The organism is Sphingobium limneticum (assembly GCF_008710165.1).
Classification (GTDB): domain Bacteria; phylum Pseudomonadota; class Alphaproteobacteria; order Sphingomonadales; family Sphingomonadaceae; genus Sphingobium; species Sphingobium limneticum.
In genome coordinates, this window is sequence record NZ_VYQA01000003.1 from 222900 (window position 1) to 235830 (window position 12931).

General features: G+C 64.3%; 15 protein-coding genes. 7 read left to right on the forward strand and 8 right to left on the reverse strand.

The window, feature by feature from the left end:
- Nucleotides 1–4: 4 nt before the first annotated feature.
- Genes F4U95_RS05720 through F4U95_RS05730 form a run of 3 tightly spaced genes read left to right on the forward strand, consistent with a single transcriptional unit; the run spans nucleotide 5 to nucleotide 1526 of the window.
- A complete protein-coding gene (locus F4U95_RS05720; RefSeq protein ID WP_150424921.1) occupies nucleotides 5–409 on the forward strand; it encodes a hypothetical protein in 405 nt (134 codons plus the stop codon).
- Nucleotides 406–1173, forward strand: coding sequence for a HesA/MoeB/ThiF family protein (locus F4U95_RS05725; protein WP_150424922.1), 768 nt, complete (start codon nucleotides 406–408; stop codon nucleotides 1171–1173). Before F4U95_RS05720 ends, F4U95_RS05725 begins: the two co-directional genes overlap by 4 nt.
- Nucleotides 1161–1526, forward strand: a complete 366-nt coding sequence (locus tag F4U95_RS05730) for a DsrE family protein (protein WP_150424923.1) — start codon at nucleotides 1161–1163, stop codon at nucleotides 1524–1526. The genes F4U95_RS05725 and F4U95_RS05730 overlap by 13 nt, the downstream gene beginning before the upstream one ends.
- A 1-nt stretch (nucleotide 1527) precedes the next feature.
- Here the strand turns inward: F4U95_RS05730 and F4U95_RS24555 are convergent, their stop codons facing one another.
- Both F4U95_RS24555 and F4U95_RS05735 read right to left on the reverse strand, forming a co-directional pair.
- Nucleotides 1528–1704, reverse strand: coding sequence for a hypothetical protein (locus F4U95_RS24555; protein WP_161600372.1), 177 nt, complete (start codon nucleotides 1702–1704; stop codon nucleotides 1528–1530).
- Nucleotides 1705–1900: 196 nt separating this feature from the next.
- Complete coding sequence (locus tag F4U95_RS05735) at nucleotides 1901–2335, reverse strand: ExbD/TolR family protein (protein ID WP_150424924.1); 435 nt, start codon at nucleotides 2333–2335, stop codon at nucleotides 1901–1903.
- Between the two features lie 176 nt (nucleotides 2336–2511).
- Here F4U95_RS05735 and thrS point away from each other — a divergent pair, with 176 nt between their 5' ends.
- Together thrS and infC are read left to right on the forward strand one after the other, a co-directional pair.
- Nucleotides 2512–4494: a threonine--tRNA ligase gene (gene thrS / locus F4U95_RS05740; RefSeq protein ID WP_120251902.1), complete on the forward strand. Its 1983-nt coding sequence runs from the start codon at nucleotides 2512–2514 to the stop codon at nucleotides 4492–4494.
- A 130-nt stretch (nucleotides 4495–4624) separates the two neighbouring features.
- Nucleotides 4625–5158, forward strand: a complete 534-nt coding sequence (gene infC, locus F4U95_RS05745; protein WP_120251901.1) for a translation initiation factor IF-3 — start codon at nucleotides 4625–4627, stop codon at nucleotides 5156–5158.
- Nucleotides 5159–5372: 214 nt separating this feature from the next.
- Here infC and F4U95_RS05750 read toward each other — a convergent pair whose 3' ends face one another.
- From F4U95_RS05750 to pabB, 5 genes are all read right to left on the reverse strand, one after another.
- Entirely contained in the window at nucleotides 5373–6488 is a 1116-nt protein-coding gene (locus F4U95_RS05750) for a zinc-binding dehydrogenase (RefSeq protein WP_150424925.1), read from the reverse strand.
- Nucleotides 6489–6641: 153 nt separating this feature from the next.
- Nucleotides 6642–6806 (reverse strand): hypothetical protein, encoded by a 165-nt coding sequence (locus F4U95_RS24750; RefSeq protein WP_170267471.1) that lies wholly within the window; start codon nucleotides 6804–6806, stop codon nucleotides 6642–6644.
- A 302-nt stretch (nucleotides 6807–7108) separates the two neighbouring features.
- Nucleotides 7109–8311: a pyridoxal phosphate-dependent aminotransferase gene (locus F4U95_RS05755; RefSeq protein WP_150424926.1), complete on the reverse strand. Its 1203-nt coding sequence runs from the start codon at nucleotides 8309–8311 to the stop codon at nucleotides 7109–7111.
- Between the two features lie 140 nt (nucleotides 8312–8451).
- The gene (locus F4U95_RS05760; protein WP_150424927.1) at nucleotides 8452–9075 is read right to left on the reverse strand and encodes an aminotransferase class IV; all 624 of its coding nucleotides are present in this window, start codon (nucleotides 9073–9075) and stop codon (nucleotides 8452–8454) included.
- 47 nt (nucleotides 9076–9122) lie between these two features.
- Entirely contained in the window at nucleotides 9123–10304 is a 1182-nt protein-coding gene (gene pabB, locus F4U95_RS05765) for an aminodeoxychorismate synthase component I (RefSeq protein ID WP_150424928.1), read from the reverse strand.
- 92 nt (nucleotides 10305–10396) lie between these two features.
- Between pabB and F4U95_RS05770 the strand changes: the two genes are divergently transcribed.
- A complete protein-coding gene (locus F4U95_RS05770; protein WP_120251896.1) occupies nucleotides 10397–10786 on the forward strand; it encodes a DUF983 domain-containing protein in 390 nt (129 codons plus the stop codon).
- A 177-nt stretch (nucleotides 10787–10963) separates the two neighbouring features.
- Here F4U95_RS05770 and F4U95_RS05775 read toward each other — a convergent pair whose 3' ends face one another.
- The gene (locus tag F4U95_RS05775) at nucleotides 10964–11401 is read right to left on the reverse strand and encodes an acyl-CoA thioesterase (protein ID WP_120251895.1); all 438 of its coding nucleotides are present in this window, start codon (nucleotides 11399–11401) and stop codon (nucleotides 10964–10966) included.
- Nucleotides 11402–11658: 257 nt separating this feature from the next.
- Between F4U95_RS05775 and F4U95_RS05780 the strand changes: the two genes are divergently transcribed.
- Nucleotides 11659–12897 (forward strand): YceI family protein, encoded by a 1239-nt coding sequence (locus F4U95_RS05780; RefSeq protein WP_150425042.1) that lies wholly within the window; start codon nucleotides 11659–11661, stop codon nucleotides 12895–12897.
- Nucleotides 12898–12931: the final 34 nt, after the last annotated feature.

Genomic DNA, 12931 nt, shown 5'->3' on the forward strand with positions numbered 1-12931 from the left:
TGCGATGACGATGCTGCTTTCGCTGATGCTGGCCGCAACCCCGGTGGCGGGCGCCGCGCCGCCGATGCCGCAGGATCTGGGCAGCGTGCCGGTCATCGACGGCTGGCTGGGCCGACGCAAATCCCCGGAATGGTCGGAAGATGTCGCCCGCCTCTATCGCCGTGGCGAATGTAGCGGCGCGGTCGACCATCAGGGGTCGCATCTGCTGGAAATCGACATGCTGTTCCTGCTGTCGGGCGACGGCAAGCCGTTGAAGATCGCCCCCGTCAATGCGCGCTGCCCCGAAGTGGAAAAGTTCGTGAGCAGCCGCATCCTGAGTTCGTTGCGCAACAGCTTCCCCAAGAGCGGCGCGACGCAAGCCTATTGGATGCGTTCGCAGGTCCGCTTCCTCTGGTCCGATGCGCCGTGACGCTAAGCGATGAGCAGCTGGAGCGTTATGCCCGGCATATCATCCTGAAGGAAATAGGCGGCGCGGGTCAGGCCCGGCTGCTGTCCGCCGATGTGGCGGTGATCGGCGCGGGCGGCATCGGCAGCCCGGCGATCCTCTATCTGGCGGCCGCCGGCGTCGGCACCATCCGCGTGATCGACCATGATGCGGTCGCCCTGTCCAACCTTCAACGGCAGATCATGTTCGGCACGGCCGATGTCGGTGCGCCGAAAGCCGAAGCGGCGATGGCCGCCGTCGCCCGGCTCAATCCGGACGTGAAGCTGATCCCCATCAACGCGCGGATCGACGCGACCAATGCCGACCTGATCCTGCGCGAAGCCGATGTCGTGATGGACGGCTGCGACAATTTCGACACGCGGCTGGCGGTGGCCGATGCGACCCAGCGGCTGCGCATTCCGCTGGTATCGGCGGCGGTCGGGCCGTTCGAAGGGCAGATCGCCACCTATCGCGGCTGGGAAGCGGACAAGCCCTGCTATCGCTGCTTGGTCGGCGCGCCGGAGGATGCGCCCGAACGCAATTGCGCGGAAACCGGCGTGATCGGCGCGCTGACCGGCGCGATGGGCAGCCTGGCCGCGCTGGAAACGATCCGCGCGTTGGTGCCGTTCGGCACGGACATGGCGGGACGGCTGCTGATCGCCGATCTGCTGTCCATGCGCTTCCGCACGCTGGATGTGCCCAAGGATCCCGCCTGCCCCGGTTGTGCGGCCGCCCTATGCGCGCCCTGAACATCGTCGTCGCCACTACCGATGCGGAGCGGCTGCGCGGCGCATTGATGCTGGCGGCGGCGCAGGCGGCGATGGGCGGCGAGGCCGCGATTTTCCTGCAACTCGACGCGGTCGCGCTGCTCAGGGCGCCGATCGCCGGCCCGCGCGATGCCGATCATCGGGCGGCGGGCCTGCCGGATCTGGCCGCGCTGCTGACCGAATCGCTGGCGCTGGGCGTTGCGTTATCCGCTTGTCAGAGCGGGCTGGCATTGAGCGGCATGAGCGCGGCGGACCTGCCCGAGGGCGTCGATATCGGCGGACCGATCGGCTTCCTGCAACAGGTGGACGACGGCGCCCGGCTGTTGATGGCGTAATTTATCGAAGAACCGGCAAGTAGCGCCAATTGCCCTGCGCCTGATGCTGCGCGGCGGGTGCGACATCGAAACCGGGAATGCCTGCGCCGTCCGATGCCGGCAGGGTCGCCATATGCGCCACGCCCCAGATGGCGCCGAGGCAGAAGAAGGCGATCAGACCATATCGAATGGATTTCATGCGCCCTGCCCCCTTTCCATGCGCGCCTGTGTACAGGGGACGCAGGCAGGGGACAAGGCACAGAGGCTGTCATACCGTCGTCGCTCTGACTTGGTCCGCTCAAGCGTAGCCAGGGGTTCAGTTCCACGCTCTGAACTGGACCCCGGCCTGCGCCGGGGAACGGCTCACATGAATCAGGCTGATTACATCGGGAACGCTAGAAATCCCGATAGCGTTCGTTGCCGACGAAGCCGAGATGGGTGACGCCGGATCGTTTGATGTCGGCCAGCACTTCATCCACGGTCAGGTAACGGGCATCGGCCTCCGGCTGGAACTGCAATTCCGGCTCCACCGGCATGCGCAGCGACGCGGCCAGATATTGGCGGAGCGTCAGGCGATCGATCGCCGTCCCGTTCCAGCGGATCAGGCCCGCCGCATCGATCGTCACCTTGTTCTTCACCGGGTCCATGGGGATCGTCTGCGCGGTCGCCTGCCCCGGCAGGTCGACGCCGATACTGTGGGTCTGGATCGGGATGGTGATGATGAACATGATCAGCAACACCAGCATCACGTCGATCAGCGGCGTGGTGTTCAGATCGGAAATGGGCGTCCCCTGATCGCCCGATTGGGGTGTTGCAAAGCTCAAAGCCATACGTCCCTCCTCATGCTGAAAATATGATATATCAGCACATAAATGATGCATCGCCTGCCGCATCTTGGCAAGAGGGGTTCTATTGACAGGACCGACCGCCCATTTAAGGGGAAGGCGCGGCTTTCTGGATGCCGCGCGACCTGACATTTTCAATAGAAAGACCCCCCGTGTCCGCCATGCTCAAGATCACCCTGCCCGATGGTTCCGTGCGCGAAGTCGCGCCCGGCACTACTCCGGCGGATATTGCAGCGGCGATCGGGCCGGGTCTGGCCAAGGCCGCGATCGCCGCGCGCGTCGATGGCGAACTGCGCGACATCGGTCGCCCGCTGGAACAGGATTCGCAGCTGGCGCTGGTGACGAGCAAGGATGAGGCCGACGCGCTGGAACTGGCGCGGCACGATTTCGCCCATGTGCTGGCCGAAGCGGTGCAGAGCCTGTTCCCCGGCACGCAGATCACCTTCGGCCCGTCGACCGACGATGGCTTCTATTATGACTTCGCGCCCAAGGACCGCCCCTTTACCGAGGAAGACCTGCCCGCGATCGAGGCGGAGATGCGCAAGATCATCGCCGCCAACAAGCCGTTGCGCCGCGAAGTCATCGCCCGCGACACGCTGATCGCGCAATGGGAAGCGGCCGGCGAGACGTTCAAGGCGCAATGGGCCGCCGAACTGCCGCAGGGCGAGGAACTGACCGTCTATCATTCGGGTGACGGGTGGTATGACATGTGCCGTGGCCCGCATCTGGCCTCCACCGGCCGTCTGGACCCGGCCGCGTTCAAGCTGACGCGCGTGTCGGGCGCCTATTGGCGCGGCGACCAGAAGAATGCGATGCTGTCCCGCATCTACGGCACCGGCTGGCTCAACAAGAAGCAGCTGGCCGAACATCTTACGCGCCTTGAAGAAGCGACCCGGCGCGACCATCGCAAGCTGGGCGCGGAGATGGACCTGTTCCACCTTCAGCAGGAAGCGCATGGTTCGGTCTTCTGGCACCCCAAGGGCTATCTGATCTGGCGTCAGCTGGAAGCCTATATGCGCCGCGCCATCGACGATGCGGGCTATCGCGAGGTGAAGACCCCGCAGGTGATGGATGCGCGCCAGTGGGAGCAGTCCGGCCATTGGGGCAAATATCGCGAAAATATGTTCGTCATCCCCGACGAAGTCCCCAATGTGGAGGATGAAGGCCCACTGGTGTCGAATGACGCCGAGTGGATGGCGTTGAAGCCCATGAACTGCCCGGCACATGTCATGGTCTTCCGCCAGGGCATCAAAAGCTATCGCGACCTGCCGCTGCGCTTCTACGAAAATGGCTGCTGCCACCGTAACGAGCCGCATGGCGCGCTGCACGGCCTGATGCGCGTGCGCCAGTTCACGCAGGACGATGCGCACATCTTCTGCCGCGAAGACCAGATCGTCGAGGAAGTCCGCGCCTTCTGCGCGCTGGCCGACCGGATCTACAAGGATTTCGGCTTCACTTATTCCATCAAGCTGGCCCTGCGCCCCGAAAAGCGTTTCGGCAGCGAAGAAGTGTGGGACATTGCCGAGGAAGAGCTGCGCAACGCGGTGGCCGCCGCCGGCCTCAACACGCCCGAATATGGCTGGGAAGAATTGCCGGGCGAAGGCGCCTTCTACGCGCCCAAGCTGGAATGGCATCTGACCGACGCGATCGGCCGCACCTGGCAGGTCGGCACTATCCAGTCGGACCGCGTGCTGCCCGAACGACTCGACGCCAGCTACATTGCGGAGGATGGCGAACGGCATCGTCCGGTCATGCTGCATCGGGCGATCTTCGGCAGCTATGAACGCTTCATCGGCATCCTGATCGAACATTATGCGGGCAAATTCCCGCTCTGGCTCGCCCCGGTGCAGGCGGTGGTCGCGACCATCGTGTCGGACGCCGACGACTATGCCAAGGCGGCGGTGGAAAAGCTGCGCGCGGCGGGCATTCGTGCCGAAATCGACGTCCGGAACGAGAAGATCAACTATAAGGTGCGCGAACATAGCCTGGCCAAAGTCCCCAATTTGCTGGTCGTCGGCCGGCGCGAGGCGGACGAAGGCACGGTGGCGCTGCGCGAGTTGGGCAAGGACGGGCAAAGCATCCTTTCGCTCGACGATGTCATTTCGCGTCTTGCAATCGAGGCGCGCGCACCCGATATGCAGTGAGGCAGCAATGCCACAAGGGTTCGTGATTTCGCTTGCGCGAGGGCACGGACCCCTTTCGGCTTTGCCAAAAAGCCGCTAAGAGCCATCCGTTTTTGAAACGACCGTAGGAGATACTGCTATACGTCCCCCAATGATGCGCCGCCCGCTGGCGCCGCCGCCGAAGTCCGGCCCCCGGTATAACGAGTTCATCACCGTGCCCAAGGTGCGCGTGATCGACGACGAAGGCGAAAATCTGGGCGTGATGTTTACGCAGGAAGCGATCGAGCAGGCGGCCGATGTGGGCCTCGACCTAGTCGAAGTCTCCCCGAACGCCGATCCGCCAGTCTGCAAGTTTCTGGACATCGGCAAGTTCAAGTACGAAGCCCAGAAAAAGGCGAATATCGCCCGCAAGACCCAGAAGACGCAGGAACTCAAAGAGATCAAGATGCGTCCGAACATCGACGATCATGACTATGATACGAAGATGAAGAAGGTCCATGATTTCATCGGCGACGGCGACAAGGTGAAGATCACCCTGCGCTTCCGCGGCCGCGAACTCAGCCACCAGCAGCTCGGCATGGCCCTGTTGCAGCGCGTGGCCGAAAATGTCGGCGAAATCGCGAAGGTCGAAGCCTATCCGCGCATGGAAGGCCGCCAGATGCTGATGGTGCTGGCACCGAAATAAGCCGTTCGATCATACGAACCGCAAAAAGGGCGGGGTCTGGATGCAGACCCCGCCCTTTTTGGTTTGGTGGGAATGGATGTTGATCACCAAGACCGTCATCCCGGCCTTGAGCCGGGATCCCGCTATTCTTAGGATCAAACACACATGGCGGCAGAAGAAGCGGGCTCCCGGATCAAGTCCGGGATGACGAACGTAGAGCGCGCCCCCCGCCCCTCTATCCGTTGGGCACCAGCAGATATTTCTCGCCCGTACGCCGCGCATTATAGGTCAGCACGGCCTCGCGGGTCAGCGCGTCCTTCAGCGAAATCCGCGCCTTATATGGACTGGCGAAGGTCGTGGTCAGGCTGTCGCGCACCCGTGTCCGCATCCGCTCCCCCACTTCGGCCGGCGCGCTTTGCAGGAAGGGAAAGAGCAGCCAGCCGCCCACATTCCAGCTGAAACCGAAATTGCGATTGAGGATGGTCGGCCCGGTGTCGAGCGCGCCATAGATATAGGCGCTCTTCGCGCTGTTGGAGCCATAGCGGCTATAGGCCTGCCCCTCCGACGCTACCTGCTCCATCGCGTGCAATATCTGCCCCACCAGCGCCCCGCCGCCGATCGCATCGAAGGCCAGCGTCGCGCCCGTAGCCCGCAACGCCACGCGCAAATCCTCGCCGAACGTCTCGCTGCTGCTGTCGACCACATGATCGGCGCCCACGTCCTTCAGGATCGCGACCTGCGCCGGACTGCGCACGATGTTGACCAGCGGCACGCCATCTTCCCGCGCGATTCGGACCAGCATCTGGCCCAGATTGGAGGCGGCGGCGGTGTGGACGATCGCGCCATGCCCATCGCGGCGCATGGTTTCGACAAAGCCCAGCGCGGTCAGCGGATTGACGAAGGCCGACGCCCCCTGCTCGGCGGTGGCCTCATCCGGCAGGGGCATGACCGTTTTGGCGTCGACGACACGATATTGGGCGAACATGCCGCCCGGCACGCAGGCCACGTGCTTGCCCAGCAACGCCTGCGCCTGGGCCGAATCGCCCGCAGCGATCACCGTGCCCGCGCCTTCGTTGCCGACCGGCATCGCCTGCCCGACCCGCGCCGCCATCGCCCGGCGCGCGCCATCGGGCATCTGCGCCACGATACGACCCTCGCCATAATCGGCATCGGCCACATCGGCCGGCCCGAACAGCAGGCCCAGGTCCGACGGATTGATCGGCGCCGCCTCCACCCGGATCAGTATCTCGTGCCCCTGCGGCGGCGGCAGGCTTTCCTCCGCCAGTTCGACGACCAGTCGCCCGTCATCCGTCAGGGTGGATATTATCTTGAGGCCGTGCGTGTCGGTCATGCTGCTGCTCCCGTGATGATGGAAGGCAGGTAGGCACTCGGCGCGCGAGTGCAAGCAGGCCCGACCGGTTTCGATCGGGCTGCGGCGCATATCATGATGTCAGGCAAAAGGACGGCAACGATCATCGCCGCCCGGATATTCAGCGCCGCGCGATCAGAGCGCCTGGCCGTTGCCGGCAGCGCTGGTCGAGGTCGCCGCGATGGCGGTCGACCCGAGCACCGGAGAATCCTTCGGCTGGAGCATGAACATGCCCACTGCGCCAATGGCGAACCCGCCCAGGAAGCGCAGGAACAGGTCGGACTTCAGGAATGCCAACATGGCAGACGCCTTTCTCATATATCTTTCAGGCCTTCTCGACCTGCCGACTAGCTCCATGCGTCTTGCCCCTGACTGAACGGCCACCTGCCCTTGAGCGGGTTTCGACCAATGCCAGCGATAGAACGACGAACGGATGCAGCCTTTTAATCAGTTTCTCTATGCAACGGGCATATAAGCCATGCCGCGTCAATCGCAAGACGGTGCGGCGCGAAAAACACCGTTTCCATTTTATGACATATCGGAAAAAAACCGGCGCTTTCACGCCGGTCCTTCCCGTGTCGCAGATGCGAAGTGGCAGACGCTTATTTCAGCGCGGCGCAGGCTTCCTGAATCCGCGTGCAGGCCTTTTTCAGCACCTCGTCCGAGGTCGCGTAGCTGATGCGGAAGGCCGGCGACAGGCCGAAGGCGGCGCCATGCACGGCCGCGACCTTGGCTTCGTCCAGGAAGTAACCGATCAGCGTTTCGTCACTGTCGATCAGCACGCCCTTGGGCGTGGTCTTGCCGATCACGCCGCTGGCGTCGGGATAGACGTAGAAGGCGCCTTCGGGCGTCGGGCAGTCCAGGCCCGGCGCGTCGTTCAGCATGGCGACGACCATGTCGCGGCGCTTCTTGAACACGCTGTTGCGCTCTTCCAGAAAATCCTGCGGGCCGGTCAGCGCGGCGACGGCGGCGGCCTGGCTGATCGAGCAGGGGTTGCTGGTCGACTGCGATTGCAGCTTGCTCATCGCCTTGATGATCCATTCGGGACCACCGGCAAAACCGATGCGCCAGCCGGTCATGGAAAAGGCCTTGGAACAGCCATTGACCGTCAGCGTGCGGTCATACAGTTCCGGGCACACCTGTGCGATGGTGGCGAAGGGGGTGGAGGCGTACCAGACATGCTCATACATATCGTCGGTCATCACCAGCACATGCGGGTGGCGCAGCAGCACATCGGCCAGCGCTTTCAGCTCATCGGCCGAATAGGCCGCGCCCGACGGGTTGGACGGCGAGTTCAGCATCACCCACTTGGTGCGCGGCGTGATCGCGGCTTCCAGCTGGGCGGCGGTGATCTTGTAACCCTGCGACGCGGGGCCTTCGATGAAGACCGGCTTGCCGCCCGCGAAATTCACGATGTCGGGATAGCTGACCCAGTAAGGCGCCGGGATGATGACTTCATCGCCCGCATCGACGGTCGCGACCAGCGCGTTGAACAAGGTGTGCTTGCCGCCCGAATTGACGCTGATCTGGCTGCGCTTGTAGATCAGGCCATTGTCGCGCTTGAATTTGAAGGCGACGGCATCTTTGACGTCGGCAGTGCCGTCCACGTCGGTATAGCGGGTCAGGTTCTTGCGAATGGCCTCGATCCCCGCTTCCTTCACGAAATCGGGCGTATCGAAATCGGGCTCACCGGCGGACAGGCCAATAACGTCCACACCTTCGGCTTTGAGCGCGTTCACGCGGGCGCTCATGGCGAGCGTGGCGGACGGCTGGATGCGACCGAGGGCAGCGGAAGTCTGGCTCATGGTAATAATCTTTCGAAAGAATCCCCGAGGCCCGCAATAAGGCGGACGCGGAGCGCCTTAGTGCGCAACGGACGATCCGGCAACCGGCCACTGGCCGCTTATTGGCTTTACGGCAGGATAGTGTGGCTATCGCGCCCCAATCAGTGCTGCAATGTCGCCGCGACCATGCCGCGCGAGGCGTTGCCGATGAAGAAGCCGCGCTCCAGATCATGGACGCGCAGGTCGCCCTCGACCGCTTCGCCCATCTCGATCAGGCTGCGGCGCAATATACCCGGCAGCAAGCCGCGCGACAGCGGCGGCGTCACCAGCTTGTCGCCACGCTCCACGAAGATGGAGGAAAAGCAGCCTTCGGTGAGATAGCCGGCCGCGTCGATCAGCACGACCTCATAAGTGCCGCCTCGTTTCAGCGCATCCTTGTAGAGGCTGCGGTCGCTGGTCTTGTGCAGCAGGCGCTGGTCATCGGCCGGCGCATGACGCGGCACGGCGGCGACCCTCATGATCGCGTCGGGCCAAGTCCGATGATCGCGCACCTCGATCGCCAGCGATCCGCCGCGCGACGCCATCAGCCGCACCCGGCTGCGTTCGCGCAGGCGGAAGGTCGCCGCCTGCAATTCGTTGCGCACATCATGGCGATCGAACTGAAAGCCGAGCGCGTCGGCGCTCGCCTTGATCCGTTCAAGATGCAGGTCCAGCAACCTGATGCCTTCGAGTGGATCGAAAGCCATGGTTTCCAACAGGTCGAACCGTCCGTCAGCCAATGCCATTGAAACTTCTCAAGCCCCACAGCGCCAAAAGTCAAGCGCCCCAAAGATCATAGGAGTGAAAGGAACCGCCCCTTGGCCAGACACTCCGCCCATTCCGACGCGCAGTCGGAATCCGCGACGACACCCGAGCCAAGGCCAAGGCGCCCCACCCCTGCGCCTTCTTTGACGCAAAGGGTGCGAATGGCAACATTGAACGCCGCGTCGCCCTCCGGATCGATCCAGCCCATCGTGCCGGTATAGACGCCGCGCGGGTGCGGCTCGACCGCGTCGATAATCTCCATCGCCCGCACCTTGGGCGCGCCGGTGATGGAGCCGCAGGGGAAGAGGATGCGCAGCACATCGACCGGCGACAGGCCGGGCAGGATGCGCGCGCGCACGGTCGACACCAGCTGATGCACGGTCGGATAGGTTTCGACCTTGAACAGGTCGGGAACGGTCACGCTGCCGGCCTGCGACACGCGCGACAGGTCGTTGCGCAGCAGGTCGACGATCATCAGATTTTCGGCGCGCTGCTTGGCATCGCTTTCCAGCCAGCGCATCTGCGCTTCGTCCTCGGCCGGATCGGCGGCGCGGGTCGCGGTGCCCTTCATCGGCCGGGCGGTCAGCTGGCCGCGCACCTGGGTGAAGAAGAGTTCGGGCGAAAAGGACAGGATGGACTGCCCGCCGGTGCGGATGACGCCGCCATAGCCCGCCGCCGCGCGCGGCCGGATCGCGGCATAGAGGGCCATCGGATCGCCGGACAGCGCGACGTCGCAGGGAAAGGTCAGATTGACCTGATAGATGTCGCCGGCGTGGATATAATCCTGCACCTGGGCAAAGGCGGCGGCATAGGCGGCCTCATCGACCAGCGGCTGCAACGAACCGACCGTAGCGCCCGACGGATCGGGCAGCAGGCCGGGCAGGTCGGCCGACGGGATCAGCCTGACCCCTTCGAACAGGCCGAACCAGAGCAGAGGGCCGGCCGCGCCGCCCTGCCCGGCATGGGATCGGGCATGGGCGATCGGCGCCAGCCGATCCTCCAGCGCAAGCCCCGCTTCATAGGCCATATAGCCCGCCACATGCAGCCCCTGCTCGCGCGCCTCGGCCAGTCGGTCCAGCGCAGGCTGAACATCGCCCATGGTCTGCGCGGCGATGACCTCCACCGGATCGCGATAGAGGCGCGCCGCCGCGCCGCGCGGACGGGCATCGTCGAACAGGCAAAATTCTTCATGAGGACCGGGCAGGCGCATGGCGCTTCCTAACAGACTTTACGATCAGCGGAAGGCGCTATGGCGGCGATGGGACGTTGCGCCGGGTCTTCAAAGCCCGTAGCGGACGGGTCATGACCGATCCGACGCCCCGCGAAGACAGTTCCGGCGAACGCCCGGTCGGCCCCGCCATCGCCCACGGCCTGCGCGGTCGTTGCCCGGCCTGCGGCGAAGGACGGATGTTCGCGCGCTTCCTGAAACCCGCATCGGCCTGCCCGCATTGCGGCCTCGCGCTGGACGGGCATCAGGCGGACGATTTCCCCGCCTATATCGTGATCCTTCTCCTGGGTCATATCTTGGTGCCGTTGATGATAGAGGTGAACAGCGCGCTGGCCATACCGCTGGGCTGGCAGGCGCTGATCTGGCCCGGCCTGGCGATCATCCTGGCGCTGGCGATGATCCAGCCGGTCAAGGGCGCGGTCATCGCCGTGCAGTGGAGCCGGCGCATGGCCGGTTTCCGCTGAGAGCGGGCCAGACGAAAGTAGATTCGCGCAACCGCCAAAAACAACAGCCGTTCGTGCTGAGTAGGGGCTGAGCAACGTCGAAGACCCGTATCGAAGCATGTGCGCTATCCTTCGATACGCCGCTTCGGCAAGCTCAGCGGCTACTCAGGACGAACGGAGCATGGGATTGCGCGGCAGTCAGTCCGGCTGGCGCAGGAAGTTCAGTTCCATCGCTTCGCGCAGCGTGTCGTCGATCGACCGGCGGCCTTCGGCGCCATGGGTGACGACCGTGGTGTCGCAGGTGGCGACGCATACGCCCTTCTGAAAACCGGCCGAGCTGATCGTCCAGCTGGTGCGGCCGATATGGCCGATCGCGCAATGCACTTCGAACGGATAGGGGAAATGCGATTCCTCGACGAAGTTCAGGTTCACGTTTGCCACCAGCCAGCGTACGCCCTGTTCCTGCGGATGGCGGCCCATATGATGATGGAAACGGATGCGTGCGGTTTCGAAAATGCCGGAAATCGCCACATTGTTGATGTGGCCCATGGTGTCGAGATCCTGGAACCGCGTGTCGATGCTGGTCACGAAGCGATAGGCTTGCGGGTTCAGACGCCAGGATTCGGGTTTGGCCATGTCCTGCAATTCCTTATTATGATCGTTTCTAGCCTCTTAACCCGGATGGCGGGTGATGCAATCATACCCGCAAAAAGTGACGCTGGTGCGGCCTTTTGGACACATAGGGCGGATATGCGGCAACGAAGCGTTTCCGGCACGCCCAATGGACTCGGGCCGCGCGCCCGCCTAGTTTCGCGATCGATATGATAACCGATCAGGCATCGCGCGTATCGGTCCATCGGATCGGCCGTGGCGACGCGCCAAGGGAAACGACCATGCAACGCTACAGCCGCGCCGCCATCTTCCTGCATTGGGCCATCGCCGCCCTGCTCGCTTTCCAGATCGCCGTCGGCTGGGCGCTGGAGGATCTGGGGTCGCACGGCTTCTTCCTCTATCAGTGGCACAAGTCCGTCGGCATGCTGATCCTGGCGCTGACGATCGCCCGCATCGCGGTGCGTTACTGGAAGCCGCGCCCGGCGAAGCTGGAGGGCGGCTGGCAGGGCGCACTCGCCTCGGCCGTGCATGTGGGCCTTTACGCCTTCATGCTCGGCGCGCCGCTGACCGGCTGGGCCTTGGTATCGACCGCGAAGGTCACGGTGCCGACTTTGCTCTTCGGCATCCTCCCCCTGCCCCATCTGCCGCTGCCGGCGGCGAGCCATGCGCTGGCCGAAAACGGCCATGGCCTGCTCGCCTGGCTCGGCATCGCGCTGTTCCTGCTGCATGTAGCGGGTGCGCTGCGTCATCATGTGATGATGGGCGATGGCCTGATCTGGCGGATGATACCGGGCCGATCGCCGATCCTGCTGGTCGGCCTGCCCGCGCTGATCGCCGTCGGCTTCCTTGCCGGCCGCGCGATCCTGCCTGCGCCACAATCCGCCACCCCCGCGCCTGTCGCAGTAGAAGAGGCCGACAACGCCGTCGAACCGGAGGCCAATGTGGCGGAAGCCACCAACGTCGCCGCGCCTGCCGACAATGCCGCCGCCAACGCCGGCGAGGCCGTTGCGGAAGAACCCGCCGGCCCGCCCCCCGCCTGGACCGTGCAGCCCGGCGGCCGCATCGGTTTTTCGGTCAGCAATGATGGCGACACGATCAGCGGCAGCTTCGCCAAATGGACCGCCGCCATCGTCATGGACCCCGACCATCCCGACAGCGCCGATATCAAGGTGACGATCGACATGGCCTCGGCCAGCGTGGGCGACGCCTATAAGGACGGCATGCTGCCGGGCGACGAATTTTTCGGCACCGCCGCCCATCCCACCGCAACCTTCGTCGCCAAGGGCGCGGAAGCCACCGGCCCCGACAGCTACCGCGCCCGCGGCACGCTGACGCTCAAGGGCGTGTCGAAGCCGCAGAGCATCCGCTTCACCCTGTCGGGCAAGGACGCCACCCGCAAGATAACGGGCAGCGCCACCATCGCCCGCGCGCCCTTTGGCCTGGGCAATGGCGACAGCAGCAATGGCCTGGCCCCGCAAGTGGCAGTGACATTCGCCTTCACGGCGAAGCGGAAGGACTAAAACATCGTTCGCGCTGTATGGGGTGTGATATAGT

Excerpts from the sequence above, each read along its gene's own strand:
- infC (WP_120251901.1), top strand. The coding sequence starts at position 4,625 with ATGATGCGCCGCCCGCTGGCGCCGCCGCCGAAGTCCGGCCCCCGGTAT.
- pabB (WP_150424928.1), bottom strand. The coding sequence starts at position 10,304 with ATGCGCCTGCCCGGTCCTCATGAAGAATTTTGCCTGTTCGACGATGCC.
- F4U95_RS24750 (WP_170267471.1), bottom strand. The coding sequence starts at position 6,806 with ATGTTGGCATTCCTGAAGTCCGACCTGTTCCTGCGCTTCCTGGGCGGG.
- F4U95_RS05730 (WP_150424923.1), top strand. The coding sequence starts at position 1,161 with ATGCGCGCCCTGAACATCGTCGTCGCCACTACCGATGCGGAGCGGCTG.
- thrS (WP_120251902.1), top strand. The coding sequence starts at position 2,512 with ATGCTCAAGATCACCCTGCCCGATGGTTCCGTGCGCGAAGTCGCGCCC.
- F4U95_RS05780 (WP_150425042.1), top strand. The coding sequence starts at position 11,659 with ATGCAACGCTACAGCCGCGCCGCCATCTTCCTGCATTGGGCCATCGCC.
- F4U95_RS05760 (WP_150424927.1), bottom strand. The coding sequence starts at position 9,075 with ATGGCATTGGCTGACGGACGGTTCGACCTGTTGGAAACCATGGCTTTC.
- F4U95_RS05735 (WP_150424924.1), bottom strand. The coding sequence starts at position 2,335 with ATGGCTTTGAGCTTTGCAACACCCCAATCGGGCGATCAGGGGACGCCC.
- F4U95_RS24555 (WP_161600372.1), bottom strand. The coding sequence starts at position 1,704 with ATGAAATCCATTCGATATGGTCTGATCGCCTTCTTCTGCCTCGGCGCC.
- F4U95_RS05775 (WP_120251895.1), bottom strand. The coding sequence starts at position 11,401 with ATGGCCAAACCCGAATCCTGGCGTCTGAACCCGCAAGCCTATCGCTTC.
- F4U95_RS05755 (WP_150424926.1), bottom strand. The coding sequence starts at position 8,311 with ATGAGCCAGACTTCCGCTGCCCTCGGTCGCATCCAGCCGTCCGCCACG.
- F4U95_RS05770 (WP_120251896.1), top strand. The coding sequence starts at position 10,397 with ATGACCGATCCGACGCCCCGCGAAGACAGTTCCGGCGAACGCCCGGTC.
- F4U95_RS05750 (WP_150424925.1), bottom strand. The coding sequence starts at position 6,488 with ATGACCGACACGCACGGCCTCAAGATAATATCCACCCTGACGGATGAC.
- F4U95_RS05720 (WP_150424921.1), top strand. The coding sequence starts at position 5 with ATGACGATGCTGCTTTCGCTGATGCTGGCCGCAACCCCGGTGGCGGGC.